The following is a 25721-nucleotide window of genomic DNA, read 5'->3' as shown; positions in this document are numbered from 1 at the left end:
TCCCTGGGTGGTGGTGTCTAAGTATACGCTGTGCGAATTGTTTGGGGCAAGGTTAGGCCGCTTCATCTTCATCGACCTCGATGCGTTCTGCGATGCTGAACCAGTTGCGCCGATAGATGTAGTAGGTGTCGGTATCAACATCATCGCCGTGTTCCCAACGGCCATCTTCTTCGACCCAGACGCACTGTTCCACGTCATATACATCGAAGTCGATACGCACGTAGCTTATGTTGCGGAAGCTGGTTTCAGGTGCGTCCGTATCGTCGCTGATTTCATCGTCTGGTACCCACTCACCATCTACTTCGGTGCAGTCGTTCATCGGGCGAATGTCATCGTTGATGTCCTCACACAGCCCTGCGTCGTTCAGCGTGGACTGGCTGATGCCGCATTCGATGCGATTGAAGAACCTCCTTGTTTGCGCGTGACGGTGCTCGAAACCTAAGTCGATGCTGTTGTCCTCGTCCATGCGTTCGATAGTGCCGTGTTCACTGAGGGCGTAGGGGTAACAATCAAGGCAGCCATCGCAGACGTGGATATCCTCATGATCGATGTACGTAGACGCATCTTCCGGTACTTGCTCATCGCAACGGTCGCAGGTGCATTGCGGCTCAAGGAACACGTAGCCTTTCTCATAGGGCGCTTGGAGTTCGCCACCGATGATGAACACGCTGCCATCGTCGAACGATTCGCGGACACCTTGGTTGCCGTGGTCGATGTAGGGACAAAGGTACGCGCCGTTACGTAGCTCGATGCGTGGGATTTGGCACCCTCGTAGCGCATCTTCGTCGCAGTCGAACTTCTCTAGGTAGTCCAGGAACCATGTTTTGCCGTTCTCACCGGCCCAGTCTGCAATGTAGGACGACGGGTACGCTTCGTCGGCCATGTTGACCAGGGCGCGGGCCGCGATGCGACCGTTGAGGAGCATGTAGTGAAGCTCGATGTCACCGGAGCCGTCCTCGAAGAACAAGGCTTCGATGGGATGCCGCCATTCGCCTTCGGTGTCGATCGTTTCGTGGAACCGCTCATCGCCGTGTGACATGCAGCTACTCGGCCCTTCCATGTAGACCTCGGCAGCTTCTTTAGGGAATCGTGTGGTGCGGAACTCAGGGGTGATCGAGCCGATCATCTCCGCCACCATCTCCTTGAGGTGCTGGTCGTTTTCGATCTTGTCCTTCAACACACGGCGAAGGTACTTACCCGGCTTCATCACCGACTGGATATCGTTGGCACCTTTCTTGTCGTTCTCGGTGTAGGCGATCTTGCCCGCGTTGCTACCTTTGACTGGCAGGTGGGGCGTCTCTCTAAGGTACGTACCCAGCGGGATCAGACTGGCGATGCGCTCCGGCAACGCTGTGTATTCGTCGCGCCGCAGACGCGATAGCTCCCGTAGCGAGTAGACCTTGATACTGGATGCGGGGACGCCGGTGTTAACGCTGGTCAAGATACGTTCGATACATGCCCCGTTGCGTGGATACGAATCAAAGGAGTTGTAGCGGGGCGTTTCGTACCGTGCTAACTCGCTGACGTAGAGCTTGTTACAAGGTTCCATTGTATCGAGTCGGCGCAATACGTCATCGAACATCGGCCAGCCGGTTTTGGACAAGCAGTGCTTGACGGTGTTGATCATCTCCTTGGTGCGGGGCAAATGATCCAGACGCAGGCTAACGCTGTCGGTGCGTAGGATGTAAGACGGCGAGGTTTCGTACTCGCTGTGGTGCATAGTCGACAACGGGTGACCGGCAGGCAACGAGTGTATTAGGCGGCGACGGATTGGTATGGTATTTGCGGTTGGCTCCATTGTGATGTTTAGGGCGAAGGCCACCCCGTCGCCGGAGCAGTGCCGCATCAGTATTGCGCTCGACATATATTCGTTGATCTCGTCCGCGTATTCGCTCGCGATCAACAGGAACGTATCGAGCCAGTTTTTAACTTCCGCCGGTGACGGAGCGTGGGCCAAGTACACTTCTTCTAGGGTTAGGTTGTCGATAGATACCATGTTGTTCTCTCCTTTGCTCGGTGGATTGCCCCAGGACGGTGATTTATTAGCTCTGCGGCGATTGGCTCTATAACTAGCGTTATAGGCTCTGCATATAAATTAAGACGAACTCAAGCACGTCGGTGAAGTTAGCCAGTGCTAGGCTGGCTAGGACGATGACCGTGGCGAGCCGTGACGGTCGGTACTTGCCCCGTGCCGCTTGTACGGCGAAGATGGCAAATGCGACCCCGATTACTAATTGCACGAAAGCTAGTAGCAATGTGATTCTCCTTATGGTTAGTCGTAGTCACGTACTAGGAATGACGTTCCTGTGATGTGTTGCCGAGCTTCTTCGACGGCCATCATGGCGGGGGTTGTGTCGCCGGTGTCTGGGTCAAAACCGGTGATTAGAATGGCACCAGCCAACGGTTGCGGGTACCAACGCACCTCGGTGAGTGGCACCACCGCTGCGCCGCTGACTAGCCCTTCGTCGTCGACCCAGGCAGCATGGTGTTCGTCGGGGTAGCCTGCGCCGGTTACGATGTCGCAGTTGATAACCTTGCGCATATCAGCGAGGGTATCTTTGGTGTCGAGCGTTGTTACGGCTACCGTGCTGCCGATGATGAGCAGCGCGCGGATTTGTTGACTCATTGCTTGGCCTCTGGGATTGGTAACTTGCCGTCGATCATGGCGTCGTAGAGTTTGCCAAGCCTGTGGGCGTGTGCCTTCGATGTAGCACCGCCTATTTTTAATGCGGCATCAACCCATTCCTCGCGAGGCGAGTTGAGCGGGCGGAAGTCATAGGCCGTGCCATAGAACAGCTCGCCACCACCGTCGCTGCCGCACCAAATTGCTTGCTCGCCATCCATGTGGTGAGCGACGATATGCGCCGTTTTACCTGTCGGTTTGTACAGGCATACGCTACCCACCGCAGGCAGCTTTTGATCTTCTTCAAAGATTGGGCGATAGGCGATGATGTCTGAGTCGTCGCTCATGTGTGTCCAGCGGACAAACTGTGGGTTGTCGGTCGTGCCCTGCCACCCGTTTCTGAGTAGGATTCGGGCGGTGTGCATGGCCGGTAGTGGGCATTCCTCGGCACCGTGCCATGGGAGCCAACCGTCGTGGTTGGCTTTTACTACCCGCCATGTGTCGCCTGATGGCATCCCCATGAGGATTTTGCCAGCATCGGCGTCGGTGGCGTTTTTCATTACTTTGTGTTCTTTGGTGCGTGTGTTAACGGTGTAGATCATAGCTGGTGTACCTCGTTTTCCTCGTCGATGAGGTAGAAGTCTGTGTCGGCAGGGTGATGGTCGGCGGTGGTGGCTGCTAAGCGACGGGCGTGATCCACGTCGCGTGCGTAGAAGGTGGCCTGCGACTCGTCACCGGCCATGAGTTCCCAGCGGTAGTAGTCCAGCCCCGTGGCGTTGTTCAGCACGAACTCGTTCTCGCCGTCGAAGTAGATAGCCACTTCGTTGGGGGCGTGGTCGGCAATCGCCTCGGCTTTATAGAAGGTGAGGTTATTGACGACGCGGTATAGGTTCCCAGCGGTTAGATGTAAGGATGTGTTCATTAGGCGACCTGTGAGCTGATGTCGTTATGGGGTTCGATATGTACGATTTCTGAGTAGTGGAACTCGCCAAAGCTGCGGTAACCGAGCGGGATACCTCGCCAGTTGCCGTTGGGTTCTAGCTCTGGGTGCGTGCAGAACACTTTGCGGTTGTTGCGTATCGTGACGATGGCTCCCCAGCGCAGCGGTGGATCGTCAAGGGACGAGGGTTCCTGGGGCTGGTCACGCAGGATAATCAGACTGGCCTTGGTCACTAGCTGCTGGTGGGTGGTGCCGCTGGCGTCGGTGTAGCGGATCACCGCGAGCTTTTTGGCTGGGTCGGGGATGCTGACGAGAAACAGATCGTGGCCGCGTGCATTGGGCCAGATTTTCTCGTCCTTTAGGGCGACACGGATGTTGAGGTCTTTCATGGTGGTGGTAACTCCTAAAGGTCGATTCCAAGGTCAGCGGCCAAGGATTCCAAATCGAGGTCTGAAACGTCGTCGGAGTAATCCTCATCGTCTGGGTCGAGGGTTGATTGCTCTGTGTCATCGGCCCACTGGACGGGGTTGCACACGTCCTGGTAGCCGAGCCATAACTGGGGTGCGTAGTCGTCACAGGGCACCGTTAGCTCGCCGCTGTACGAGGTGAACGTGTCGAGTTCGATCTCGTTGTAGGGCGTGGGGCTATCGAGCATCCAGATCACCGGCACGTCGGGTGCCACACGCTTGTGGTAGAGCGGCGGGATGGCATGGAGCGGGATGCCGTGGGGCTTCTGCGTCAGGGCAATGACCGCATCGTTGGGGTCGTCATAGCGGCTGTAGAAGGCATCCCACCACCGTTGGCTGGCCGCTCGGCCTGTGTCGACGAGCTTGCGTTTATATTCCCGTGCCCAGCGGTACACGGCCTGGGGCGTGACGCTGTATTTCGCGGCCAAATAGTCCACGGGGCAGCGCAAGGTGCGTTGCTCTTTGAGGACTGCCGTGGGGCGCACGTCGTGGTTGATCTTCAAGGGCAGGTTGACTTCGGCAAAAGCCCTGCGAAGCGTGTTGGGGGACACTTCGAAGGCCGCTGCCACGTTCAACAGCGTCCAGTGCGGGCGCATATACATCTCATACGCGCTCTGAATTGCTTGTCGCCCCTCGACTGTGGACAAGTCGAAGGTCTTTGGTCGAGCCATAGTGAGTCTCCTGGGGTTAGTACACGCGGTGCGAATAATAAGCATAGCGTATAGTTTTGCTAAGGGAAATATCGAGATTTGACTGTTTTGAGTAACCCGACACCTTTTGCTTTGAGTTGTAGAGGGCAACGAACCGCACAACCATGCGGCTTTCAGCCGATAAGTAGCGTGTCACCTAGAACTGAACTACCTGAATCTCAAATGCTTAACAAAAAGGGAACTGTAAACGGATGCAATTAAACCGCTTGCAGTTTGAATGGAATGAGTGGACGGGTTACTCTCATTGGTGAGGGCACCGCCCGTGACGCCTCGGTGTTTTCCGGCGAAAGTGTGCGGAAACCCACACACCATGCACTGTTCGACAGATTCGAACGATTAGCCCAAGAAACAGGACAATCGTTGCAAAAAATAGAACAAAGCCGATTAGCCCTGCTACTGGGGCCTCAAACATGGGTAAATAGTCGATTGCCACGTGAGCTGCGGCCTGTGGCGGGTTGGCCCAGAACCCTTGACTCATGCTCATAGACGCCTCCCCAAGTCCCGTGCCACGCGCTCATGGCGAGCGGCGAGTGTCTCAAGAGCCTGACGCGAGCCTGCTGCGGCATATCGGCTCTTGTCCCTGTACAAACGTGCTACGTCGATGTGACGCTGTATCAGTTCTGCTAGACGCATGACCTCCTCCCAGGGCCGATTGACCCGAGACAAAAAATTCTCAACGGAGTGTTGCTACCTTTGTAGGTGACGCGCTAATTAACGGCTGAAACCCGCGTGGTTATGGGCTTCGTTACCCTCAACAATCGAAATCAAAAGGTGTCGGGTTACTCAAATATGGCCATTTGTTGAGAGTCGTTATCAACGCCAAAAAAGTTATCCACAAAACGCTGGTCAAAAAATAACCAACACGGGGGCGAGGGATGTTGTACAAAGGGCTAGAGACAAAGATTATTCGCTGTGCTAATATTGTTGTACGGCGTCAGACCCGTTAAACAACAACCCGGCTTAGGCCAGTACGTCTTCGGTGGTGTGGTTGCACCAGTCTGACCCGATACGCGTACTGGCCTAAGTCGTCTCTGGAGAAAGGCTTTATGAAACAAGCACTTGCCATGATGGATACCATCAACCGTACCTGCGACGCCCGTGAGCTGCACGAGGCGCTGGACAACAAAACCCCGTTCCGTGACTGGATTCGCCGTCGCATTGAGGAATATGGTTTTGTAGAGGGTCAGGACTTCACTAAACTTGATCGCGCAAATCTGCGCGATCAAGATTCCACACACGGTGGTGATCGTCGCAGTGTCGACTACACAATATCCTTAGACATGGCCAAGCAACTCGCGATGCTTGAACGCACCCAGCTTGGCCGTGACGTTCGCCAATATTTTATTGACGCTGAGAAAGAGCTAAAGCGCAGGATTGACCAAGAGCGCCAGGAGATGATTAAGCGCCACGGCGACGAGGTAGCCATGCTCCACCACAAGAATGCCAAGATGGGCAACACCAACGCCTTGCTTCGGAACGCTGTTGAGGGCTACCGTAACGGCAACCGCTGGCGTGCTATGGCGTTCTTTGTCGAAGAAACCCGTGAGTATGTCACCCAACACAAGGCGGTTCTCACAGGCCACTTGGCGAATGATGAGTCCCATCGTGCTACGGTCATGGCTGTAGGCGGCTTGGTGTACATGGACGGTCTATCGCTTGCCCGCCTTCTAGGGCTTACGATACCGCAGGTTGCTAAGTTGACAACAACCGAGCAACGTCGTAGTTTTGAGGGCACTACTCTTTATTCGCTCGTCGAGATGCCTGAACCCCTTATGCTGTAACCCCCAACAAGGCTCCCATGACACGGAGCCTTTGTTTTGCTCCTACGCACTAATACATTTGTTGTAGGTGACGCGCTAATTAACGGCTGAAACCCGCATGGTTACTGGCCTCGTCACCCTCTACAACTCAAATCAAAAGGTGTCGGGTTACTCAACCCGAGGCCAAAGGGCCAAATGAAACAGGCCACGAGCCAATCGACCCGTGACCCTCGCTAATGGCCATTCATCCCAGATTCTTCTACAACGTTCCTTCGTCTCCAGGGCTTTGCTGAATGGCATATGGTTAGGGGCAAATGCCAAGTGACACATGACAAAAGCCAAGTGACACAAGACACATGATCCGAGTCCTGTGATATATGTCAGCTTGCAGCCAACAGACACATATCAAAAGACACACAACACACAACACAACGACAAAGAACAAGACGCTGACGCCGACGCAACGACGCGCAGTTCGGGGTTGACGCTGACGCTTAGTAGGTGGGTGGAAGGTGGGTGATCAGGTCAGGCGGATCAGGCCGTCACGATGTGGCAGATGGGTTCTTTGTTGACCTCTCTGCGCTTGAGGAACGCCAGGTCTTTGGCGTCCAGTAGACCCTTGCCATCACACCGGAAGCACTTCTCGTTGTGGAAGTGACCGAGGTGAGCGCTATAACGACCGCGCCCCTGGCAGTGTGGGCACACGCCGTTCTCGACGTGTTCACCCACTTCACGGGGCAGTGCGTCGAGGATGGCACGCACTGGATTGATCTTCTTGAAGATGGCGTACACGATGTACACCGGCTTGCCGCGTGTTATGCGACCGGTGGCTGTCCAGTTGTCGGGTACTGACTCTGGCTCTGGTTCTACGACTGTCTGTAGCTGGGCAGTTAGCTCAGCCATACGCTTTAGCATGTCCATAATGAACTCCTTGGTGATGGAAGGGGGGCCGAAGCCCCCTGGTTGGTGGTTATTTGTCGAACTTGGTGCCTACGAGCATGGCTTGTAGACGTGCGCGGGCACGGTCGCCACAGGCTTCGAGCAGCATGACGTTATCGCTGCCGCCTTCTGCCTTCATCGCTTTGACCGCTTCTTCTTGCGTGCCGTAATGGCCGCGCATGTTCCAGTACACCGGCGGCTGCTCAGGCATGAGCGGTTCACCTTCCTTTAGCTCCTCCTTCGGTGTGTGTAGTGCTTTCCATACCGGCGCGAGTGCTTTGTCCAGCGCACGCATTTCCTTGTACAGAGAGCGCAGGTTGATGAGCGTCTCGTCACACCGTTCCAACACACGGCGCAGGATAGCGACCTCTTTCTGACCCGCTGTGTCGAACTGTGCGCTGATGGTGCGGCGCGACACTCGCTTCTTGCCGTCTGGCCCTGTGTATGTCTCGAACCAGGACGTGTCGCGTACCACGTCTTCCTTGATCCACTTGGTGCCGCCAATTCGTGTTGCTTCCACGTCACCCACACTCCAGTCCTGGGTAGTGATAACCGCGCCGAAGGCTTGGTTACGACTCGCGTCGCACACGTCGACCAGACACTCTTCCTCTGTTACCTCACCCCATCCTGCGAGGTACCACGTCCGCTCTTGGCCTTGGTCTTCACCTTGGCCTTCATCGTTGGCCAGTGACCGTGCCCAGGTGGGATTGGGACGACCAGAGCGTTCTTCGTCGAACTCCTGAGCCACCACCTTGTCGATCTGTTCTTCGATACGATCCTTGAGACGCGACAGCGACCCCATATCACGCCAGATGCGACGGGTGGCGTGGTTGACTGCCCAGCGCTCGTAGGTGCCGACGCTCATCTCCATGTCCTCTGGCGGTTGAGCCAGCAGCCCTTGCGTGAGGATCAGTGCGCGCTTGGCGCACTTCTTCTCATGCTCGGCGTTCAGTTCCTTGATGCGGGCGTCGATCTTCTTCCGTAACCGCTTGTTGGCAGCTTCGTCGTCCTTGGAGAACCGAAGTCCTTGCTCACGGGCTTCGACCAGCGCTTGGTTGGGGAAGTAGGACGCTGTTGCTGCCCATGCTTCCGTCAAGCGTTCCAGTAGCGGCTCCCACATCGGGTGATCGGTTGGCAGCTTGAGGTCATGCACGCGCACCAACACTTGGGTCAGCAGCCCTTGCATCCCTTGAATGTCGCGTGGGTTGTACTCGAACAACTGACGCGGTTCGTGTAATGCTACGTCGAGCCAGCCTTCGTCCGGGGCAGGCTTGCCTGAGTTGTTACGAACTCCATTGCTTTGTGCCTCCCGCTCGTAGCGGGCCATCGTCTGCTCCTCAGACACGTCGTAGGCCAGTCCCGATGCCTCGTACTCAGCGTCCGCGTGCTGATCCTCAATCAGCGCGGCAAGTTCACCGCTGTGGTTGAAGCCGCTTGACTCGGGGTTGCGGTGCAGTGAGCGGATGCGAGTGTGAACTGCCAGGGTAGGCGGTACCTCCAAGCGCTTGTTGTTGGAGGTGGCCGACTCCATCTCGGAGTGGATGACACCCTGCACGATAGTGAGCAACTCATTCAGCTCATTAAGCTTGCCAACCGTTTGTGCGTAGCCGGTGATACCCAGCAGGTGCGCTGCCCACATCTCCTTGGTCAGCGTGGTCAGTGCCCAGGGCGCTTGCCACATGGCCGACATACCAAGGCGCTTGTACTTCAACACCTCGCCCTGGCGGTTGTACTCAGGGATAGTGGTGCTGATGATGTGGTGAATCCAATCCCCAGGTGATTGATCACCTGTGATGAGTGGAGCGAAGGTCTGCACCGCACGCTTGGTTGAGGTGCTTGCCAGCTTGTTCATAGTGGTGTTAACGTTGAGTTTCATCATTGATGTCCTTCGATAATGTTGATGATGTAGGTCACTGACTGTTCCAGCAGCCAGTGACCACCTCGACCCCCCCAGTGGGGGTCGAAACAAGGTTCCTTGAGTTTGAAACCGAAAACGGCTGGAACCGGAAGCCGAATCCGGGTCGGTGCCCCCGCTGCGCAGGGACTCCACACCACACCACGCGACTCTCGACAAAAATCTCGGCACATTTTTCTCGGCACATTTTTCTCGTGCCCTAAACCCCTCACCAAAAATTTTCTACAAAATTTTCCCATAAGGTCTTGACACCTTGGCCTTATCTGCTCCGTCGCTGTACAATATACGCACAGCTTATATTCAACGCCGGATAACCCATGCCCTACGACCCGAAAGAAATGGCCAAGCAGCAGTTGGTCAATATGGAGACTGACGCCGATCTCGGCGCGGTTTCTTTGCCTCGGATTACTGCCCAGCAGCGGTACTACGTGGCCGCTCGCGTTGGGGGGATGAACCCTGCCCAAGCATCACGGGAGGCGGGGGCGGAAATCCACATGGGGTACCGGTGGGAGAAGACACCGGAAATCCAGGCGCACATCCGGCATTACGAGGAGGAGTTCACCAAACAGGTACTCCCTCGCGTGCGTTTCACGCTGGAGAACGCGCACCAGATGTACATGAACGCGTACCACTCGGCAGGCACCAGTGCCGAAATGACGCGGGCCACGGATTCGTTGGTGAAGCTCCACGGGCTGCTTGAACGGCCTGAGAGTGAAAAGACCCTGCCGACCAACGCCAAGCAGCTTGAAGGGTTATCCACCCAGGAGCTTCTCAAGTACGCGGCGATCGGCATGGACACCTTGCGTCCTGGTGAGGTGTATGACGCTGATGAGTTTGCCGATGAGGACGACGATCAGTGAGCATCAAGGAACCCAGGCCAAAGCGTAAGGTGGCCAAAGGCAAGGATCGCAAGGTACATACCCGCAACTGTGAGCGGTGTGGTAATGACACGCCGCTGACGCTGCTGGATAAGAATGTGTGCGTTTACTGTCGCGCCGAAGAAGCGGCACCGGACATAGAGCGCACGGCGCAGGAAGAGACGGCGGAGAAAGAACGCCAGCGCCGATTGGCCAGGGAGAAGGCCAAGCGTCAGGAAATGTACCGCCAGACCCAGCAGGCGGAGAAGGAGCGGGCGCAGAAGGAAGCACAGCGCCGTGCCCAAGAGCAGGCGATCTTTGACCAGCAGGAGGAGGCCAGGAAAGAGTTGGCCCGCCGCGAGTTGGCCAAAACCCACCTCCTGCCGATGGTGCTTCGGGCGAACCCTGACTATCTACCTGGGTGGGTACATAAGGACATCTGCGAACACCTGGAGTGGTTCAGTAATGCGGTGGCAGCAGGGCAGTCGCCACGGTTGATAATCAACATGCCGCCCAGGTCAGGCAAATCAGAATTAGCCTCTCGCATCTTCCCCGCGTGGCACTTGGGTCGTAACCCAGGCCACGAGATCATCGCTTGTTCGTATGCAGGCTCCTTGGCGAATGACTTTAGCCGCAAGGTGCGCGGCCTGCTACGCGAGCAGAGCTTCCAGTCGGTATTCCCTGACGTGGCACTGGCCAAGGATAGTCAGTCGGTGGAGGTGTGGAATACGAACCACGGCGGTGGTTATGTGGCGGCGGGTGTAGGTGGCCCGATCACGGGTCGCGGTGCCCACATCTTAATACTGGATGACGCAGTTAAAAATCGTGAGGACGCGGAGTCGGAATCCACCCGCCAATCTGTCTGGGACTGGTACACCTCGACAGCTTACACTCGTCTGGCTCCGGGCGGCGGCGTCATTTGTATGGCTACCCGCTGGCACGACGATGACTTGCCTGGGCGTTTGATCAAGCAGATGGAGGACGGCGAGGGCGACCAGTGGAAGGTGGTGCGCTACCCAGCGATTGCGGAGCACGACGAACTGTTCCGCCGTCAGGGTGAAGCGCTGCACCCTGACCGTTATCCGGTGGACGCCCTGGAGCGGATCAAGCGGACGATTGGCCCGCGTGACTGGTCGGCGCTCTATCAGCAGAACCCCGTGGCGGATGACGGGGATTACTTCACGAAGGACGATTTTCTCTGGTACCGGCAGCAAGACTTGCCGCCGCTGGAGGAGATGAACTTCTACACCGCCTGGGACTTGGCGATCGGGCAGAAGGAGCAGAACGACTTCACCGTGGGTATCACGGTGGGGGTGGATCGCAAGGACAACATCTACGTGGTGGATATCCAGCGGGGCCGGTGGCGAACGCTGGAGATCATCGAGAAGATGCTCCAGGTGCAGCGGGTCTGGCAGAGCCGACTGGTGGGCATTGAGCGTGGCCACATACTGATGACGATGGGGCCGATCCTCGAGAAGCGCATCCGCGAGACGCGGATTATGATGCCGATTGAGGAGCTAAAGCCAGGTCGCCAGGACAAGATTGCCAGGGCGCGGCCTATCCAGGCACGGATGCAGCAGCGTCGGGTCTACTTCCGCCAGCACTGCGACGCGACACTTGCGCTCTATGCCGAGATGCTCCGCTTCCCCAACGGTACCCACGATGACGGCGTAGACAGCATGGCCTGGATAGGTCAGCTTTTAATGCAGTTCACGTCGACACGCGAGAAAAAGCAACCGCCAAAACGCTCTTGGCGTGATAAACTATCCAAAACTATTCGCAGTGCTAATAAACGCACAGCGATGACTTCTTGAGGTTTTCACTGAATGGCGAAGGCGACCAACAAGCCCGATGACACTCTCGTTGCCCAGCGGCAATGGGCGCACTACGTTCGTGCCCGTGACAATGGGCACGATGAATACGTGGCGATGGCCAAAAAGTGCGACGCGTTTTATCGCGGCGATCAGTGGTCAGAAGCCGATCGCAAGAAGTTGGAGGACGAGGGGCGTCCGGCGATGACGTTCAACCTTATCCTCTCGACGATCAACACGGCGCTAGGTGAGCAGTCGAGCCGCGAGGTGCAGATTGGCTTCCTACCCAAGCGCGGTGCCAACCGCGAGGGGTCACTGGTTCTGTCTAAGGTGGCCCAGTCCATCATGCAGGCCAACGACTACCACTTCGTTGAGAACTTCGTCTTCGCCGACGGTATGATCCAGGATCGCGGGTACTTCGACGTGCGGATCAGTTTCGAGGAGAACTTGATGGGCGACGTGTCTATTAAGCACCTCGACCCGTTGACCGTGATCCCTGACCCCGAAGCCAAGGACTACGACCCGTCTACCTGGAACGAGGTGATGGTCACGTCCTGGGCGAGCCTGGATGAGATCGCCACCAAGTATGGCAAGGACAAGGCCGACGCGGTGCAGTCGCTTGTTGATAGCGGCGAGTATTACAGCTACGACTCTATTCGCTTCGGCACCAATCGCTTCGGTGGCGAGAGCTTTATGTCGCCTGACAACCACCACGGGTATGAGGACGTGGACGACCGCGTGGTGAAAAGCGTGCGGATTGTCGAGCGTCAGCATTACCAGTGGGTGGATGAATTTGTGCTGGTCGACCCTGATACGGGCGATATGCGCGAAGCGCCTGCCGGTATGGACGAGGAGCAGGCCAACGCCCTGGCTCAGAAATACGGCATCCAGGTGATGAAGCGCCCAGGCCGCAAGGTACGCTGGACGGTCACCGCTGACCATGTGGTGCTTTACGATGACTGGTCGCTCTACCGCACGTTTACCATCGTGCCGTATTTTCCCTATTTCCGTCGCGGCAAGCCGTTCGGCATGACGCGCAACCTGCTCAACCCGCAGGAGTTCTACAACAAGGCGCGCAGCCAAGAGTTGCACATTGTTAACACCACGGCCAACTCTGGCTGGATCACGGAAGATGGCTCCCTAGTCAACATGACTGAGGATGAGCTTTCTGAGAAAGGGGCTGAAACCGGCCTGCATCTGGTGTACGCCCGTGGTTCCACGCCACCGCAGAAGATCACCCCCAACCATGTGCCTACCGGCCTGGATCGTATCTCCGATAAGACGGGGATGGCGATTCAGCAGATCAGCGGCATGAACGACGGCATGATGGGGCAAGCCAGCGCCGAGGTATCGGGCGTGGCCATGGATCGCAAGACCCAGCGCGGCCAGATTCAGATGGGCCAGCCGTTTAAGCACCTCGCCTATTCGCGCAAATTGGTCGGCAAGAAGATGTTGGAGCTGATCCAGGACTTTTACACCGAGGAGCGCTCGGTGCATATCCTGCACCCAGATGACCCAGAGCAGCGCGAAGAAGAACTGATCATCAACCAAATCGACGCCACCGGTCGCGTGCTGAATAACGTGAGTGCGGGGCGTTACGACATCTCGATCACGACGCTGCCGACCCGCGACAACGTGGACGAGGACGAGTTTGCCCAGATGATGCAGATGCGTCACGAAGGCGGGGTGATGATCCCAGACGACGCGATCATCCGTCGCTCGAACCTGACTGACCGCGAGGAGTTGGCTGACCGTATCCAACGGATGCTGGGTCAGGCCGAACCGACCGATGAAGAGATTCAGATTCAGCAGAAGCTACAGCAGCTTGAAATTGCCAAGCTGGAAGGCGAACTCAGCAAGCTACAGGCACAGGCTGAGCAGCTTAAAGCGTCCGCCGCGAAGGATATGGCGACGGCTGAGAAGACCGCTGGTGGTATGAACTCGCCGGAAATGCAGCACAGCCAGGACAAGCTGGAAGCGGAAATCTCGCTCAAGCGCGAGGAGCTAGCGACCCGCCTACGTCTCGCCGGTATGACCCACATGGCCCGTGGCCAGGGCGAGCAGCTACGCACCGCTGCCCAGCTTGCTACCACACGATTCCAGGGCGAAACACAAATGGCCATCGCCCAGGCCAACCGTAACCGCAACCCTGCCAGCAAGGAGCCCAAATAATGGCTAAAGATACCGCCGACCAACAAACCGCAGAGTTTGACTACAGCGGTCTATATAACGAGGACAACCCGACGGAAAGCCTGTCGGGCCTTGACCTGGGTGATGAGCTAGAGCCGACCGATACCACGACAGAGGAGCCGGAGGAAGAAGCGCCTGTCGAGGAGCCGGAAAGCGAGGACACGGAGGAGGAAGATGATGCGGCTTCCGATGATGCTGAGGAAGGTGGTGAGGAACCTGACGATTCGGCTGCTGATGATGAAGCTGAATCGACTGAGGAAGAAGCGCCTCAAGAAGAAACACCCAAACCAAAACAACCCTTCATTCCTAAGTCGCGTTTCGACCAGCGTACTGCGCAGCTACGAGCGGCGGAACGGGAACTAGAAGAGACACGTCGCAAGCTCCTTGAGCTTGAGACAGCGAAGCAGAAGGCCGAACGCGAAGCCAATACGCTGTCCGAGGAGCAGATTCAGCAGAAGATGACCGAGGCAAACACCGCGCTGCTGGAGGGGGACACTGAGAAGGCGTCCAAGCTCCAAAGCGAGGTGTTTGCGGCGCTGCGCCAAGGCACTCAGGCGGTAGAGCAGACCACCGGCGAAAAGATCGACCCCAACAAGATTGTGGCCGACGTTCGTGACCAGATGACCTTTGAGCAGACGCTTGAGCGCATCTACTCGGAGTATCCGGCGCTGAACGAGAACTCTGACCAGTTCGACGAGGCGATCAGCCAGGAAGCGGTAGAGCTACAGTCGTTCTATTTCAAGCAGGGGTACACCCGCGCCGAGGCTACCGAGCGAGCGGTACTGGCCGTTTCCCGTCTGCATGGGTTGGAGTCCACTGCCCCCCAGGCCGACGCGCCGAAGGTGAACAAGCAGGCGGAAATGGCCAAGCGTGCCCAGACCGAAGCGAAGAAAAGCAAGGTCGAAAAGGCACGCAAAGCACCGCCGAGTAGCATTGGTGCCGGAGGCCACAGCGAGAGCAGCACCGACCACATGGACGTGGATAGCCTGACGGTGGAGGATTGGGCAGCGCTGCCGGATTCCGTGCGAGCGCGATTGCTCGGCGATACGCTGTAAGTGTTGCAAATATAATACGCATGGCTTATATTTGTAGTCGTTGAGACGGGTGGTGGCCCTGACCTCCCCAGGGATGGGGAACCCTCAACATACTTCTCACGCCATGGGGAAGAGTCCTCCTTCGACACCTGAACAACCCCCAGTCTTTAAAAGGCTGGGGGTTTTTCTTTTACGAGTCACATGCGGCTTGGCCCTATGACATAGCAGCAGTCATGCTATCCGCAACGGCGGCCAAAGCTTCGCCGGAAGTTTTCCCTTCGTGTGTTGCCGGGGTGGCTGTTTTCTGAAAGGCAAGTCGTTGGGCTATTACCGCCTTGCTTCTCGCTGCGGCAAGATTGTGGCGCAGTTCGAGCAGACCAATATCACTGGCAGTGTCCTTACCTACCTCGGAGAGCATTTGGCGCACGTCCCCCTCAACATAACGGAGAGCATCTGCTAAGGCGCTATAGGACGCTGCGTTGGCATCGACTCCGGCAGGCATACCATCCAGGCGTTCAATATCCACTTCGAGCAACTGTGCCAGTCGCTTGGCCTTAGTGGCTGCACGCCGGAGTGCTTGTCGCGGTTCGCTTCTTCGAGGGTGTTGGGGCTGGACATGGGGTGCAGAAGCAGAATGCGCAAGAGCCTCAACTACTGCGGAGGCGGAACCTACGCCGCTGGCGAGTCCCGCCAAGAAGCCGATCGCAATGCTCACACCTGTCTTTTTTGTTCCAACGGCCATCTTCGGCTCCCTCTCTAACTCCTGCTTTTAGTTTAGAGTAGGAGTCACTATTCTGCTGCAATGTTTGCAGAGCTGGGGATTATAGACCCCCGTTATGTCTACGGCAAACACGCAACTTGCTCTTATACACGCATTGCGTATAATGTAACTGCGGGTTAGCTCACGATACGAGCCAGGGTCGCTTCCTTAACAGCGCACTTGCTACGGCAGTCCACGAGACGGACAGAGGTTCACAACATGACTGACTTTGATGCCTAGCGAGTGGCTATTACCTCGCGGGCGATAATATGCGAGGCCGATAATGGCGAAGACGAATTTTGCTGCCCTGACCGACGAACAAAAAACGGCGTGGGGCATGGATTTCTGGGCACACGCCCGTAACCGTTCTTTTATCAACAAGTTCCTGGGCAAGTCCGCGAACTCAATGATTCACCACGTCACCGAACTCCGTAAGGATAAGAAAGGTGCCCGTGCGGTGATGACGTTGGTTGCCGACCTGACCGGCGACGGTGTAGTAGGCGATAACCGCCTGGAAGATAACGAAGAGGCGCTGAAATCCTTCGACACCGTTATCCAGATCGACCAACTGCGTAACGCCAACCGTATTGAAGGTCGCATGGCGGATCAGAAGTCGATCGTGAACTTCCGCCGCGAATCCCGCGACAAGCTGGCCTACTGGCTCGGCGATCGCATGGATCAGCTTGCGTTCCTGTCGCTGTCCAGCCTGCCGTTTAGCCTACACACCAACGGTGCGCCCCGTACAGGCTCTACGCTACCCAACCTGGAGTTTGCCGAAGCTACTCCGGCCCCGACCACTAACCGCCAGTTCTATCTGGGCGCGAACGGTGATCTGGTACAGGGTACTGGCTTCGACGCACCGGACGGCTCGCTGACCCCGCTAACCTACAAGTCGCTGGTTCGCATGAAGGCTAACGCCAAAGATGCTTACCTGAAACCGCTGCGCAGTAACGGCGGCGAAGACCTGTACATGGTGTTCGTAACGCCCCAGGGCATGGCTGACCTGCGCCTTGACCCCGACTTTATCCAGAACGTCCGCCACGCTGGCGTCCGTGGTAAGTCCAACGACCTGTTCTCTGGTGCTTCCAGCGTGATGGTCGATGGCATGATTATCCACGAGTACCGCCACGTGTTCTCCAACGAGAAGGCGGCTACGGGTGATCGCTTCGGTGCAACCACCGGTGCCGATATCGGCCAGCGCGTACTGTTCTGTGGCGCGCAAGCCCTGGGCATGGCCGACATTGGTACCGCTGAGTGGGTCGAAGATGTGTTCGACTACGAGAACGAGCTGGGTATCTCCGTCGCCAAAATCTTTGGCTTCCTGAACCCGCAGTTCAAGGGCAACCTCGCCAGCTTCGACTCGAAGGAGAACTTCGGTGTGATGGTGCTGGATACCGCGCTGTCTATCTACGCGTAATACCTCGGCAGGGTAGGCGATTGGGCGGTTTAACCACCGCCCCTTTTTGGAGAAGTAGCAATGACTCAGTACGTTTCTGACAAAGACCTCCAGGTTGTCAAAAACGGTGTCACTGCCCGATTCAAAGCCGGTATCCCGCGCCCACTCCGCGAGTCGCTAATCGAAGCGGCAATCGGCATGGGCGTCCGACCAGCAGACGGCAAGGCACCAGAACTACCGAAAAGCGATGCGAAACCGTCGCTTGAGCATATCGCCGAGGCGATCAAGACCATCAAAGCCCGTGGCCGCAAAGAAGATGTGACGACCACCGGCGAAGTCCGCATGAAGGCGCTGGAAGCGGAAGTGGGCCACGATGTGACCACCGAAGATCGCGACGCCGCAGCGGCACTGATCGAGGGCTGATAGATGCCGGTACAAGTGAGCGATGTTCTATCGCGGGCGCAGAAACTTATCCAGGACGACACCGGTATCCGGTGGCCGTTGCCTGAACTGGCGTGCTGGTTCAACGACGGTGCCCGGGAGGTGGCGATCCACAAACCTTCCGCGTCGGCTAAGAGCGTCGTTCTTCCACTTGTACGTGGCACTCGGCAAGTGATCCCTGCGGGGGCACTGATGCTTCTTCGGGTGATCCGTAACTTGAAATCGGGCAGCACTGACAGTAACCGCATTGGCGGGCGTTCAGTGCGCGTGGTCAACCGCGATGTGCTGGATACCCAGCACCCCGATTGGCACGACGAAGATGTGGCGGCGTTCTCGCCCCAGGTGAAGCACTTCGTGTTCGATGAGTCTGACCCTACCGCTTTCTATGTCTACCCAGGTAACGACGGCCAGGGCAGGGTAGAGGCGCTGGTATCGCACTCGCCGGAACCGGTCAACACATCGGGCACTACGCTCAGCGCCTACAACGTGCCGATGCCCTTACCCGATGTGTACGCCAACGCGGTGCTGGACTATGTGCTGTATCGCGCATACTCCAAGGACGCATCGTTTGCGGAGAACATGCAGCGGGCGGGTGCCCACTACAACGCGTTTACCACGTCGCTGGGGATCAAACTCACCAACGAAACGGGGGCTGGCCCAACCACGGCTGGCTATCGGGTAACACGCGATGCTTGATCTGTACGAAGAACTGCTCCCCGACGTACTGATCTCGGTACCTGGGTGTCCTGATCTGACCGCCGAGCGTGCCATTTCCCGTGCTGCTCGCCAGTTCTGCATGGACACCCACGCGTGGCGATACACCACGGAGTCTCAGCCGGTGATCAAAGGGCTACGCGACGTAGAACTGGGTGTACCGGCTGAGGCGATGATTATCCGCCCATTTTGGGTAACACTCGGCAGTCGGCAGTTGTTGGGTATCTCTGCGTCAAAGATCACAACGGAGGAGGCCAACCCAACGGGCTACATTATCGCGCCCTCCGGCACACTGATGTTGGACTGCCTGCCAAAAGAGACAGTGGTACAGGATGCGCTGGTCGCCCACTTGGCCCTTGCGCCCAAGCGGGGCGAAGCGGTGCTGGCCGATGAGCTAGCACCGTTTCTCGATATGATCCAGACCCTTGCCACGGCGTACCTACTCACCATGCCCTCTGTTGAGTGGCGCGATCGCCAAGCGGCCAGCGATATGTTCTCGCTGTACCAAGGCGGGGTGCCGGAGGCCAAGCGGTTTGGGCAGCAGCGCAACCAATCCATCCACCGGACGGTGAAGTATGGCGGCATCTGAGGTCGATTTTGTCCTGGTGGATAGTCGCCCGCTGCTTCGGTCGGCGTCCCCGTTACTGGAAGAAGGGCTAGCTGCCATCCAGGCGCGGGGCATGTCTACCGATATGTGCTTCGGCGATCTCTACGCGGAGCTACTGGCTGGCCGACTGGCGTGCCGTTTGATCCGACTCGATACCGAGGTGATCGGGTTTGTTATCACTGAGGTGGTGCCGGAGCATAACGGGGACAAGACGTTGTGCGTTTCCTATATCTACGGCGATCGTCCGACGGTCGATGTAACCGAGGCCGTAGTCGATGAACTGTCATTCTGTGCCCATGAGCAGGGTTGTAGCAATATCCGCTTTAAGACGATTCGTACTGGTTGGGAGCGCAGGTTAGCTCGGTTTGGTTTTCACCCCACGGCGGTAGAACTTACCAAAGCAGTTGGAGGTTAGCATGGGTGGAAGTTCCCCCTCAAAGCCTGAAATGACGCTATCCGAGAAGGCGCAACACGCCGTCGCGGCGGCGGAATGGGATCACTACAAACAAAACTACGCGCCGCTCGAAAACCGATACTTGAGTGATTCACGCAAGGATTACGAGGGGCGTACCCAGGCCCAATCGGCCAGCCAAGTCATGCGAGAGGGCACCGAGGCCATGCGACTCTCGGCGCTCGGCGGCGGTGTGTCCAAAGTGGGTGGCACGGTCGCCGATGCGCTAACGATGTCGAACGTCGAATCGGCCTCTAGTGCCCAGCAGCTACGCGATAACCGCATGACGGGGGCGTTGGGTATTGGTCGTGATATTGCTACCGGAACGACAAGCTCGATGGCGTCATTGGCTCGCACCGGCGCGCAAGGCAGTATCAACAACATGCGTAACAAGCTGACGGTGGATATGGCCAAAGATCGCGGTAGCACAGCTCGCGGCCCAAGCTGCCGAAGCGGCTGCGGGAGGTATGAGCGGCGGTGGCGGCGGCACACCCACGGCAAGCAACAGCCTTTACACCAACGCAGCGCTACAGCGCACTAACACACAGCAGCAGGCGTCGTGGGCACCTCCTCCGAGTGTTCGTAGATGATTAGTGACCCGAAGGAGTAACGTATGGCCCAGACACTTGAAGATTTGCAGGCCAAATTAACACCACGCCCTAGTTTAAAACTCGGCGATGGTGTTAACAGCACCACTATTCGCGACGCGAATGCGATATGGCAACGCGAGAATGCTGATGTGTTAGCCCAAATCAAGTCGTTGCAGTCTAGCGCAACAACGGGCTATCAACCGGATGGTACTTACGAACTCAACCTGGACGTGACGGACGAACAGGCGGAGGAGATGGCGGGGCGCGTGGCACGCGAGCAGTTCGAACGCTACATGCAACGGTTCGCCCCCCAGGAAAAAGCCATCCTCGCTACGCAGGACGACACCCGCGCCCAGGATGCCGCGTCAACGGCCCAGGCGGATGCAGTTCGGAGCCGTGCGGCGTTGGAGCGAATGCGTTCGCGTTATGGGGTGACCAACAACGCAAGTCAGCAGCAGGCGGAAGCGTCGAACTTTCAGCGCTCCACGGCGCTGGGTTCCCTTTCGGCGGTTAACTTTGGTCGCCAGCTTGACGAGGATCGCCGGTTTAACCTCCAAGGTGCGATGTTGAATATCGGCAATAACCTACAGCAGAGCGCCCAGAACGGGCTAACCGTTTCTGCTACCAACGCCGCTGCGCGTGAGCAGGCATACCAGTCGGCCAGAGCGCAGCACAAAGCCAACCAGTGGGGAATCCTCGGCTCTATATAAGGGGGCGGTTAATGTTACAAGCACTAGGTATCCTCGCTGGAGCGTACAAAGGCTATCAGCAAGGGCTAGAGAACCGGCAAATTCGCCAACTGCGCGATTTGCAGGCTGAAAATTATCGGCTGCGTAATGAAAGCGCACGGCTAGATAACGATTTTGCCCGCGACACGTTTGGTTATCGGCTTGACCAAGAACGTGGCAACGCCAACTATGAACTTGGCCGTGGTCGCAAGACGCTTGCCGAGGCTCGCCAGGAAGAAGAAATCGAGCGGCAGGGGCTACGCGTCTCCCAAGAACAGGGCAAAGACCGATACGAACATAATCGTGCTGACTACTGGGGAAGTGCGGCTGTCGAGGCGGCGTCTGACGCTAACGTGGCAGTACAAACCGAACAGTCGCGTATCGAGAAGATTCATTCTGAGGCAGAGAAAGCGTACCAGGATGCGGTCAGGTCGGGCATTTCTACTCGGAGCGAGGCGTCTACTTTCTTCGGCGCTCGTCTTTCAGAAAAACTCGGTGAGCGCTCGTTACCCGAAGCACTTGAAGACCCTTCTGTTATGGGGGACATCAGGGCGCAATTAGAAGTGCAGTTTGACCATCTACTTAGCCCAGGACAGCGTATTGCCCAGTTGGTGTACAACGACGAGGCGGGTGGGTATATGGTCGCTACCCAAATGCCCGACGGCTCTTTTAAGCCTATCACACGGAATCGTTCATCTGATCCAGACGACCCACCTATGGTGTTCAGCCCAGAAGAGGTCGAGGGTGTGCTACTCGGCGAAGCGGCGGGCGACTATCGCACGCTACAGGCGCAGCGGCAGTTGGCTACGGGCGCGGTATCTAGTCAGGCAGAGGGTATTCGCCGACAGCACGCGGAAGATACAACGACCGCTGCCCAGCGACGGATGCAAGCGGGCGAACAGGCCATTCAATCCGAAAAGCTTCGCCAAACGCTTGCTGATCTACGCGCCCGCCGCGAAGAATTGGTGGCACAAAACGGTCGCGTCTCTGTACCCAACGGCGTTGGCACTATTCGTGGCGGCGTAGCCTCTGGCGTCCAAATGGTAGATAACAGCTCGCAGATCGAAGCGGTGGATACAGCGATCGAAGAAATAGAGTCTAGTTATCAGCAACCTTTGTCACGCACCCCAGACGAATGGCGTTCTGAACAAGCCGCGATGACTGATTACCTCGCGTCGGGCGATGAGCGCCTGACTAACACGCTACGCAACTTGGGCGGCGCAGCCAACGAAGCGCGTCTGGTATCGCAGGCATCCGGTGGAGAAATCCCCGTCAACCAAGCGGTCGACAACACATTGGGTCGTGGCCCAAGTCTTGCGTCGCTCACGCCTACTGAGCGTGTTCAGAATCAGGCGGATGTGGCTCAGGCTAACGATACGATTATGGCTTCTGTCGAGGACACCTTCGACCGCGCCCTTGAGACGCTTCAAGACAGTGTGGATGCACGGGAGCTAGCGGAGCGCGGAATGAAGCAAGACGATCTTAGCCGTGTGGCACGTAGCGCTTGGGCGTCGATGTTTAACAGCGAAGGGCACACTGATCTTATCTCTGCGGCCTCCGGCTCACCCCGTGACCGTATTGGGGTACAGGTGTTGCTTGCCGCTGCGGCCAACGATGCCATGTACCAGGGTGGCGACGCAGGGCGTTTCATCAAAGAGACGCTTCGTGGCGCTTCCCCAGCGGTCATCCGCATGGCCTCGGAGTTTACCAACGATGACGCATTTGCAGGTGTACCGGATGGCGAACGTCTAAGAGCTGTCGACCGCGCCGTACAGCTTATGGAGGATTACAACCTCAACGCGACCCAGGCTAAGACACGGGCGTTGCAGGAAATGAGAGAGGGGCGCGGTTAATGAACCGTTAACCCGTGCTCTTTACCGGTGCTGTCGGCGTAGGTACGTGTTTGCAAGGGTAGCAAAGCCTGTCTAACGGGCACGGTGTCATCTGGCAACCCCCATCGCTTACTTGGGGAAGAGCGTCCGGGAGTGCGTGTTTCCCCCATCATCCCGAGTGTTTCCAGGTAGGCCGCTGCCGTTGATTGCAAGCGGCTTGAAGTTTCTGGCTTACACACTGGAAACTTGCTTAGCATTTCCAGAACACATAGCACGCGCCGGAAGCCTACATCGTCAAGCTGAACGCGTAGATTCTTCAGTTCGTCGTCTGATGGCTTATAGCCCCGATACCAAACCGCTCTCGCTAGGTGTGTAACACCCTCGACGTTTTTGTCGAGCGGTGTTGCCCCGACCATATAGAGTCTTTTGTTGGCTTCACGGCTCATGGTCACCTCCGTACTCTTCAAGCACTGTGCTTAGATTTCCCAACAGGCGCATTGGTTCACCGACAGCGTAACCTATTGCCTCTTCCGCCAGCAGCTTAAACTCGTCAACGTCGACATGGCTTAAACTCAGAAGCGCCTGTATGTCCTCTCGATCGCGTTCCCCAAAACGCCCGAGTTTGGTGATTGCAACATCGACTGGGCTGGCGACATACACCTCAACGTTATTGGCGTTGCCCTGCACCGCGAGCCTGACAACGCGATCCACATAGTCATAGTGTAGTGGTGCTAACGTCGAGCTGTATCGAGCGTCATATTCCAACACCTTTCACTCGTTGTCTTCGTCAATGTACTCATAGGGTTCTTCGAGTAGCATTGCGATTATCTCGTCTTTATTTGCACTGCCGTGTGAAGCTAGTTCCGCATCTATGTCTGCGCTACCACGCGCACGTGTGTGTATGTGTACTGCACACCCACCAAATATGATCGCTTTGAATACGCCACTTTTTCCATCAGCATAAGTAGGGCCAAGAACCCCAAAGAAGTCTACTAGTGCTTTGCCGAGCGGCGAAGTTGGCTCTATGCAAGGTGGGTTTTGCGGAAGGTCATCCATAGTTTAACCAAGAGCTGGATAATTCTCTTAGGATAGCATTTAGGGATAGCCGAAGCACTTTCAGTGTCATGTTTATATAAATACGCATAGCGTATAATAGATGGCAATAGCCGCCCATTTTCGTTTCTGGAGCCTGTATGTCCGACAATAATGATTTCTACACCACTGATGGCGATACGTTTAACGACCCCGAACATGGGGCGGTGCGCGTTCGTGGTGTGGACACCCCTGAAAACACTCCCAAGTCGGGGATGCACCCAGGCGGTTGGCAGGCGACAGAGGCCACACGGTACGCGCTTCGCAATGGTTATGAACTTGGCCCACAGGAAGGCACTACCTACACTCGCGGTGTTCACGACGTAACGCTAGCCAACGGCGAGCGGTTATCAGACACCTTGATTCGCAACGGCCTTGGCTCGCCTACCGGTTTTTCTGATCCACAAAACAATGCAGCGTTCGCCGCTGGTGTTGCGGATGATTTGTTCAACCGCCCCGCGAGTGACCCCTATTACCGTGAGCTGAGAGACTCTGCCCGCCGCCAGCAGGCGGATCGTCTGGCGATCTACCTCAACGGTGGTATGTCTGATCGTATAGAGGCAAGCAACTATAAATACTTGGGTGAGGAAGAAGGCACTGCCAGCCGAGCCTGGGATCGCGGTAAGGCGGAGTTGCGTGCGTCGGGTAACGCGTTTCTTAATGCGGTCGGTAGTATCATCGGCTCCGAGCGTATGGAGCAGATGGGCAAGCAGGGGATGGAGGAAGCGCTGCTCGACGCTGCTCGTAACCCAGCCAATGTCGCGTCGTGGGAAGAAGTCGAGGACTACGCCGACTTCGGTATGTACGGCATTGAGCAGGTTATTTCCGAAGGCCCATCGCTGATCGTCGATGCCCTTGCCGGTTTGGCAACGGGCGGCGGTGCCGTGGCATTGCGCCGGTCGGCGGCTGGTATCGGTAAAGCGCTCCTTCGCAACCTGGGCGGGCCGGATGCCGCATCTCGCGTTAGCGAGGTCGCTGACCAAACGTTCCGCCGTGCGGCGGCAGGGGGTGCCTTCGGCTCGATGTATGTGCAGGAGTCGGGCGGCACTCACATGGAGCAGTTGGGTGTTGGCGTCGATGACCCTGACCGCGCACTGATGGTTGGCCTGGGCAAAACGACCCTCGAATACGCCTCGTTGCGCGGTATCCTCGGCGATGTAGTTAAGCGCTTCGACGAAGGCGAGAACGTCGACTCCATTGCGTCTTGGTTTGGTTCCACCCTGGCCACGACAGCAACCGGAGTTGGTCGCGAAGGTGTCACTGAACTCACTCAGGCGCTTATCGGCGAACTCAACAAGGTCGATGTGACCGATGGCGAGTACGAGCTTGACCCCGATCGTCTGATCGAAGGTCTAGTGGCCGGTGGCTTTGTGGGTGGCACCCTTAGCGGTGCCGGTGCGGCGGTTGGCAATACCTACCAGCTTGCGCGAAGCGGTGACAGGGTGGCAGGCAACGGGCCGGTGCAGGAGGATACGAAGCCCGATGCGCCCCAGGATTTAGAAGCGACCATCGAGGCGTTTCCTGACGGTATCGCGTATGCGTCACCTAGCAATGTCCGCGACGGCATTACCGAGGCGTATCTTCGCGAGCGCTTCCCTGACCTGCACGTTAAACAAACCGACAACGGCGGTCTTAAAATGTCGTTGTCTGCGGAGGCCATTGCCAACGCTTCTACATCGGTGGACGAGGAAACCCAAGCGCGTGAGCTTGGGTTCCGTAATACAAAAACCGAGGTCATGGAGGCGGCTGCACGCGGCGAAGAAGTGGCAGTTGAGCGCCGCCGCGACAACAATGGCCGCATCGTCCGCGAAGAGTTGGTTATTGTTGAGCCTGGGTCTACGCCTGCTCCTGGTGTAGAGCGCGT

The 25721-nt window shown here is 57.1% G+C and carries 26 protein-coding genes; 14 read left to right on the top strand and 12 right to left on the bottom strand.

The genetic code is table 11. The features are described 5' to 3' along the window. Positions 1-52: 52 nt before the first annotated feature. From BIS10_RS03575 to BIS10_RS03545, 7 genes are all read right to left on the bottom strand, one after another. Positions 53-1996, bottom strand: coding sequence for a hypothetical protein (locus BIS10_RS03575; RefSeq protein WP_253502547.1), 1944 nt, complete (start codon positions 1994-1996; stop codon positions 53-55). A 79-nt stretch (positions 1997-2075) separates the two neighbouring features. Continuing rightward, a complete protein-coding gene (locus BIS10_RS03570; RefSeq protein WP_253502544.1) occupies positions 2076-2255 on the bottom strand; it encodes a hypothetical protein in 180 nt (59 codons plus the stop codon). 17 nt (positions 2256-2272) lie between these two features. Continuing rightward, positions 2273-2626, bottom strand: a complete 354-nt coding sequence (locus tag BIS10_RS03565; RefSeq protein ID WP_253502541.1) for a DUF3846 domain-containing protein — start codon at positions 2624-2626, stop codon at positions 2273-2275. Further along, positions 2623-3225: a hypothetical protein gene (locus BIS10_RS03560; RefSeq protein WP_253502538.1), complete on the bottom strand. Its 603-nt coding sequence runs from the start codon at positions 3223-3225 to the stop codon at positions 2623-2625. The genes BIS10_RS03565 and BIS10_RS03560 overlap by 4 nt, the downstream gene beginning before the upstream one ends. Continuing rightward, positions 3222-3545, bottom strand: coding sequence for a hypothetical protein (locus BIS10_RS03555; RefSeq protein ID WP_253502535.1), 324 nt, complete (start codon positions 3543-3545; stop codon positions 3222-3224). Before BIS10_RS03555 ends, BIS10_RS03560 begins: the two co-directional genes overlap by 4 nt. Beyond that, a complete protein-coding gene (locus tag BIS10_RS03550; protein WP_253502532.1) occupies positions 3545-3952 on the bottom strand; it encodes a hypothetical protein in 408 nt (135 codons plus the stop codon). Before BIS10_RS03550 ends, BIS10_RS03555 begins: the two co-directional genes overlap by 1 nt. Positions 3953-3966: 14 nt before the next feature. Continuing rightward, the gene (locus BIS10_RS03545) at positions 3967-4701 is read right to left on the bottom strand and encodes a hypothetical protein (protein WP_253502529.1); all 735 of its coding nucleotides are present in this window, start codon (positions 4699-4701) and stop codon (positions 3967-3969) included. 1085 nt (positions 4702-5786) lie between these two features. On the opposite strand from BIS10_RS03545, the gene BIS10_RS03540 reads away from it, so the two are divergent. After that, positions 5787-6521 carry an antA/AntB antirepressor family protein gene (locus tag BIS10_RS03540; protein WP_253502527.1) on the top strand — a complete coding sequence of 245 codons (735 nt, stop codon included), beginning with the start codon at positions 5787-5789 and terminating at the stop codon, positions 6519-6521. 513 nt (positions 6522-7034) lie between these two features. Here the strand turns inward: BIS10_RS03540 and BIS10_RS03535 are convergent. Both BIS10_RS03535 and BIS10_RS03530 read right to left on the bottom strand, forming a co-directional pair. Continuing rightward, a complete protein-coding gene (locus BIS10_RS03535) occupies positions 7035-7421 on the bottom strand; it encodes a hypothetical protein (protein ID WP_253502524.1) in 387 nt (128 codons plus the stop codon). A 49-nt stretch (positions 7422-7470) separates the two neighbouring features. Further along, positions 7471-9315: a hypothetical protein gene (locus tag BIS10_RS03530; RefSeq protein ID WP_253502521.1), complete on the bottom strand. Its 1845-nt coding sequence runs from the start codon at positions 9313-9315 to the stop codon at positions 7471-7473. 356 nt (positions 9316-9671) lie between these two features. Between BIS10_RS03530 and BIS10_RS03525 the strand changes: the two genes are divergently transcribed. Genes BIS10_RS03525 through BIS10_RS03510 form a run of 4 tightly spaced genes read left to right on the top strand, consistent with a single transcriptional unit; the run spans position 9672 to position 15267 of the window. Then, the gene (locus BIS10_RS03525) at positions 9672-10214 is read left to right on the top strand and encodes a hypothetical protein (RefSeq protein WP_253502518.1); all 543 of its coding nucleotides are present in this window, start codon (positions 9672-9674) and stop codon (positions 10212-10214) included. Further along, positions 10211-12025, top strand: coding sequence for a phage terminase large subunit (terL, locus tag BIS10_RS03520; RefSeq protein ID WP_253502515.1), 1815 nt, complete (start codon positions 10211-10213; stop codon positions 12023-12025). Before BIS10_RS03525 ends, terL begins: the two co-directional genes overlap by 4 nt. Before the next feature lie 12 nt (positions 12026-12037). Next, positions 12038-14194, top strand: coding sequence for a hypothetical protein (locus tag BIS10_RS03515; RefSeq protein WP_253502511.1), 2157 nt, complete (start codon positions 12038-12040; stop codon positions 14192-14194). Then, the gene (locus BIS10_RS03510) at positions 14194-15267 is read left to right on the top strand and encodes a hypothetical protein (RefSeq protein ID WP_253502508.1); all 1074 of its coding nucleotides are present in this window, start codon (positions 14194-14196) and stop codon (positions 15265-15267) included. Before BIS10_RS03515 ends, BIS10_RS03510 begins: the two co-directional genes overlap by 1 nt. Before the next feature lie 193 nt (positions 15268-15460). On the opposite strand, the gene BIS10_RS03505 is transcribed toward BIS10_RS03510, so the two are convergent. Beyond that, positions 15461-15961, bottom strand: a complete 501-nt coding sequence (locus tag BIS10_RS03505; RefSeq protein WP_253502504.1) for a hypothetical protein — start codon at positions 15959-15961, stop codon at positions 15461-15463. A 328-nt stretch (positions 15962-16289) separates the two neighbouring features. Between BIS10_RS03505 and BIS10_RS03500 the strand changes: the two genes are divergently transcribed. The 8 genes from BIS10_RS03500 (at position 16290) to BIS10_RS03465 (ending at position 22786) form a co-directional block, all read left to right on the top strand. Then, on the top strand, positions 16290-17423 hold the full coding sequence (locus BIS10_RS03500; RefSeq protein WP_253502501.1) for a N4-gp56 family major capsid protein: 1134 nt from the start codon (positions 16290-16292) through the stop codon (positions 17421-17423). A gap of 60 nt (positions 17424-17483) precedes the next feature. Next, positions 17484-17825 carry a hypothetical protein gene (locus tag BIS10_RS03495; RefSeq protein WP_253502498.1) on the top strand — a complete coding sequence of 114 codons (342 nt, stop codon included), beginning with the start codon at positions 17484-17486 and terminating at the stop codon, positions 17823-17825. A gap of 3 nt (positions 17826-17828) precedes the next feature. Then, the gene (locus tag BIS10_RS03490) at positions 17829-18539 is read left to right on the top strand and encodes a DUF6682 family protein (protein WP_253502495.1); all 711 of its coding nucleotides are present in this window, start codon (positions 17829-17831) and stop codon (positions 18537-18539) included. After that, entirely contained in the window at positions 18532-19146 is a 615-nt protein-coding gene (locus tag BIS10_RS03485) for a hypothetical protein (RefSeq protein ID WP_253502492.1), read from the top strand. The genes BIS10_RS03490 and BIS10_RS03485 overlap by 8 nt, the downstream gene beginning before the upstream one ends. Continuing rightward, the gene (locus tag BIS10_RS03480; protein ID WP_253502489.1) at positions 19133-19579 is read left to right on the top strand and encodes a hypothetical protein; all 447 of its coding nucleotides are present in this window, start codon (positions 19133-19135) and stop codon (positions 19577-19579) included. The genes BIS10_RS03485 and BIS10_RS03480 overlap by 14 nt, the downstream gene beginning before the upstream one ends. 1 nt (position 19580) lies before the next feature. After that, positions 19581-20156 carry a hypothetical protein gene (locus tag BIS10_RS03475; protein WP_253502486.1) on the top strand — a complete coding sequence of 192 codons (576 nt, stop codon included), beginning with the start codon at positions 19581-19583 and terminating at the stop codon, positions 20154-20156. A gap of 72 nt (positions 20157-20228) precedes the next feature. Beyond that, positions 20229-20915 (top strand): hypothetical protein, encoded by a 687-nt coding sequence (locus BIS10_RS03470; RefSeq protein WP_253502483.1) that lies wholly within the window; start codon positions 20229-20231, stop codon positions 20913-20915. A gap of 11 nt (positions 20916-20926) precedes the next feature. Continuing rightward, positions 20927-22786 (top strand): hypothetical protein, encoded by a 1860-nt coding sequence (locus tag BIS10_RS03465; protein WP_253502480.1) that lies wholly within the window; start codon positions 20927-20929, stop codon positions 22784-22786. Here BIS10_RS03465 and BIS10_RS03460 read toward each other — a convergent pair. Further along, positions 22783-23211, bottom strand: a complete 429-nt coding sequence (locus BIS10_RS03460; protein WP_253502477.1) for a hypothetical protein — start codon at positions 23209-23211, stop codon at positions 22783-22785. The genes BIS10_RS03465 and BIS10_RS03460 overlap by 4 nt on opposite strands. Next, on the bottom strand, positions 23201-23533 hold the full coding sequence (locus tag BIS10_RS03455) for a DUF6036 family nucleotidyltransferase (RefSeq protein ID WP_253502474.1): 333 nt from the start codon (positions 23531-23533) through the stop codon (positions 23201-23203). The genes BIS10_RS03460 and BIS10_RS03455 overlap by 11 nt, the downstream gene beginning before the upstream one ends. A gap of 425 nt (positions 23534-23958) precedes the next feature. Here BIS10_RS03455 and BIS10_RS03450 point away from each other — a divergent pair. Further along, positions 23959-25721 (top strand): hypothetical protein (locus tag BIS10_RS03450; RefSeq protein ID WP_253502471.1); only part of this gene is annotated, 1763 nt, incomplete at its 3' end.

It is taken from the genome of Halomonas sp. 707B3, assembly GCF_024158645.1.
GTDB lineage: Bacteria > Pseudomonadota > Gammaproteobacteria > Pseudomonadales > Halomonadaceae > Vreelandella > Vreelandella lionensis.
This window is presented reverse-complemented; position numbering and strand designations above follow the sequence as displayed.

Coding starts and splice junctions, on each gene's coding strand:
- BIS10_RS03575 (WP_253502547.1), bottom strand. CDS start 1,996: ATGGTATCTATCGACAACCTAACCCTAGAAGAAGTGTACTTGGCCCAC.
- BIS10_RS03565 (WP_253502541.1), bottom strand. CDS start 2,626: ATGAGTCAACAAATCCGCGCGCTGCTCATCATCGGCAGCACGGTAGCC.
- BIS10_RS03560 (WP_253502538.1), bottom strand. CDS start 3,225: ATGATCTACACCGTTAACACACGCACCAAAGAACACAAAGTAATGAAA.
- BIS10_RS03555 (WP_253502535.1), bottom strand. CDS start 3,545: ATGAACACATCCTTACATCTAACCGCTGGGAACCTATACCGCGTCGTC.
- BIS10_RS03550 (WP_253502532.1), bottom strand. CDS start 3,952: ATGAAAGACCTCAACATCCGTGTCGCCCTAAAGGACGAGAAAATCTGG.
- BIS10_RS03545 (WP_253502529.1), bottom strand. CDS start 4,701: ATGGCTCGACCAAAGACCTTCGACTTGTCCACAGTCGAGGGGCGACAA.
- BIS10_RS03540 (WP_253502527.1), top strand. CDS start 5,787: ATGAAACAAGCACTTGCCATGATGGATACCATCAACCGTACCTGCGAC.
- BIS10_RS03535 (WP_253502524.1), bottom strand. CDS start 7,421: ATGGACATGCTAAAGCGTATGGCTGAGCTAACTGCCCAGCTACAGACA.
- BIS10_RS03530 (WP_253502521.1), bottom strand. CDS start 9,315: ATGAAACTCAACGTTAACACCACTATGAACAAGCTGGCAAGCACCTCA.
- BIS10_RS03525 (WP_253502518.1), top strand. CDS start 9,672: ATGCCCTACGACCCGAAAGAAATGGCCAAGCAGCAGTTGGTCAATATG.
- BIS10_RS03515 (WP_253502511.1), top strand. CDS start 12,038: ATGGCGAAGGCGACCAACAAGCCCGATGACACTCTCGTTGCCCAGCGG.
- BIS10_RS03510 (WP_253502508.1), top strand. CDS start 14,194: ATGGCTAAAGATACCGCCGACCAACAAACCGCAGAGTTTGACTACAGC.
- BIS10_RS03500 (WP_253502501.1), top strand. CDS start 16,290: ATGGCGAAGACGAATTTTGCTGCCCTGACCGACGAACAAAAAACGGCG.
- BIS10_RS03495 (WP_253502498.1), top strand. CDS start 17,484: ATGACTCAGTACGTTTCTGACAAAGACCTCCAGGTTGTCAAAAACGGT.
- BIS10_RS03490 (WP_253502495.1), top strand. CDS start 17,829: ATGCCGGTACAAGTGAGCGATGTTCTATCGCGGGCGCAGAAACTTATC.
- BIS10_RS03485 (WP_253502492.1), top strand. CDS start 18,532: ATGCTTGATCTGTACGAAGAACTGCTCCCCGACGTACTGATCTCGGTA.
- BIS10_RS03480 (WP_253502489.1), top strand. CDS start 19,133: ATGGCGGCATCTGAGGTCGATTTTGTCCTGGTGGATAGTCGCCCGCTG.
- BIS10_RS03475 (WP_253502486.1), top strand. CDS start 19,581: ATGGGTGGAAGTTCCCCCTCAAAGCCTGAAATGACGCTATCCGAGAAG.
- BIS10_RS03470 (WP_253502483.1), top strand. CDS start 20,229: ATGGCCCAGACACTTGAAGATTTGCAGGCCAAATTAACACCACGCCCT.
- BIS10_RS03465 (WP_253502480.1), top strand. CDS start 20,927: ATGTTACAAGCACTAGGTATCCTCGCTGGAGCGTACAAAGGCTATCAG.
- BIS10_RS03460 (WP_253502477.1), bottom strand. CDS start 23,211: ATGAGCCGTGAAGCCAACAAAAGACTCTATATGGTCGGGGCAACACCG.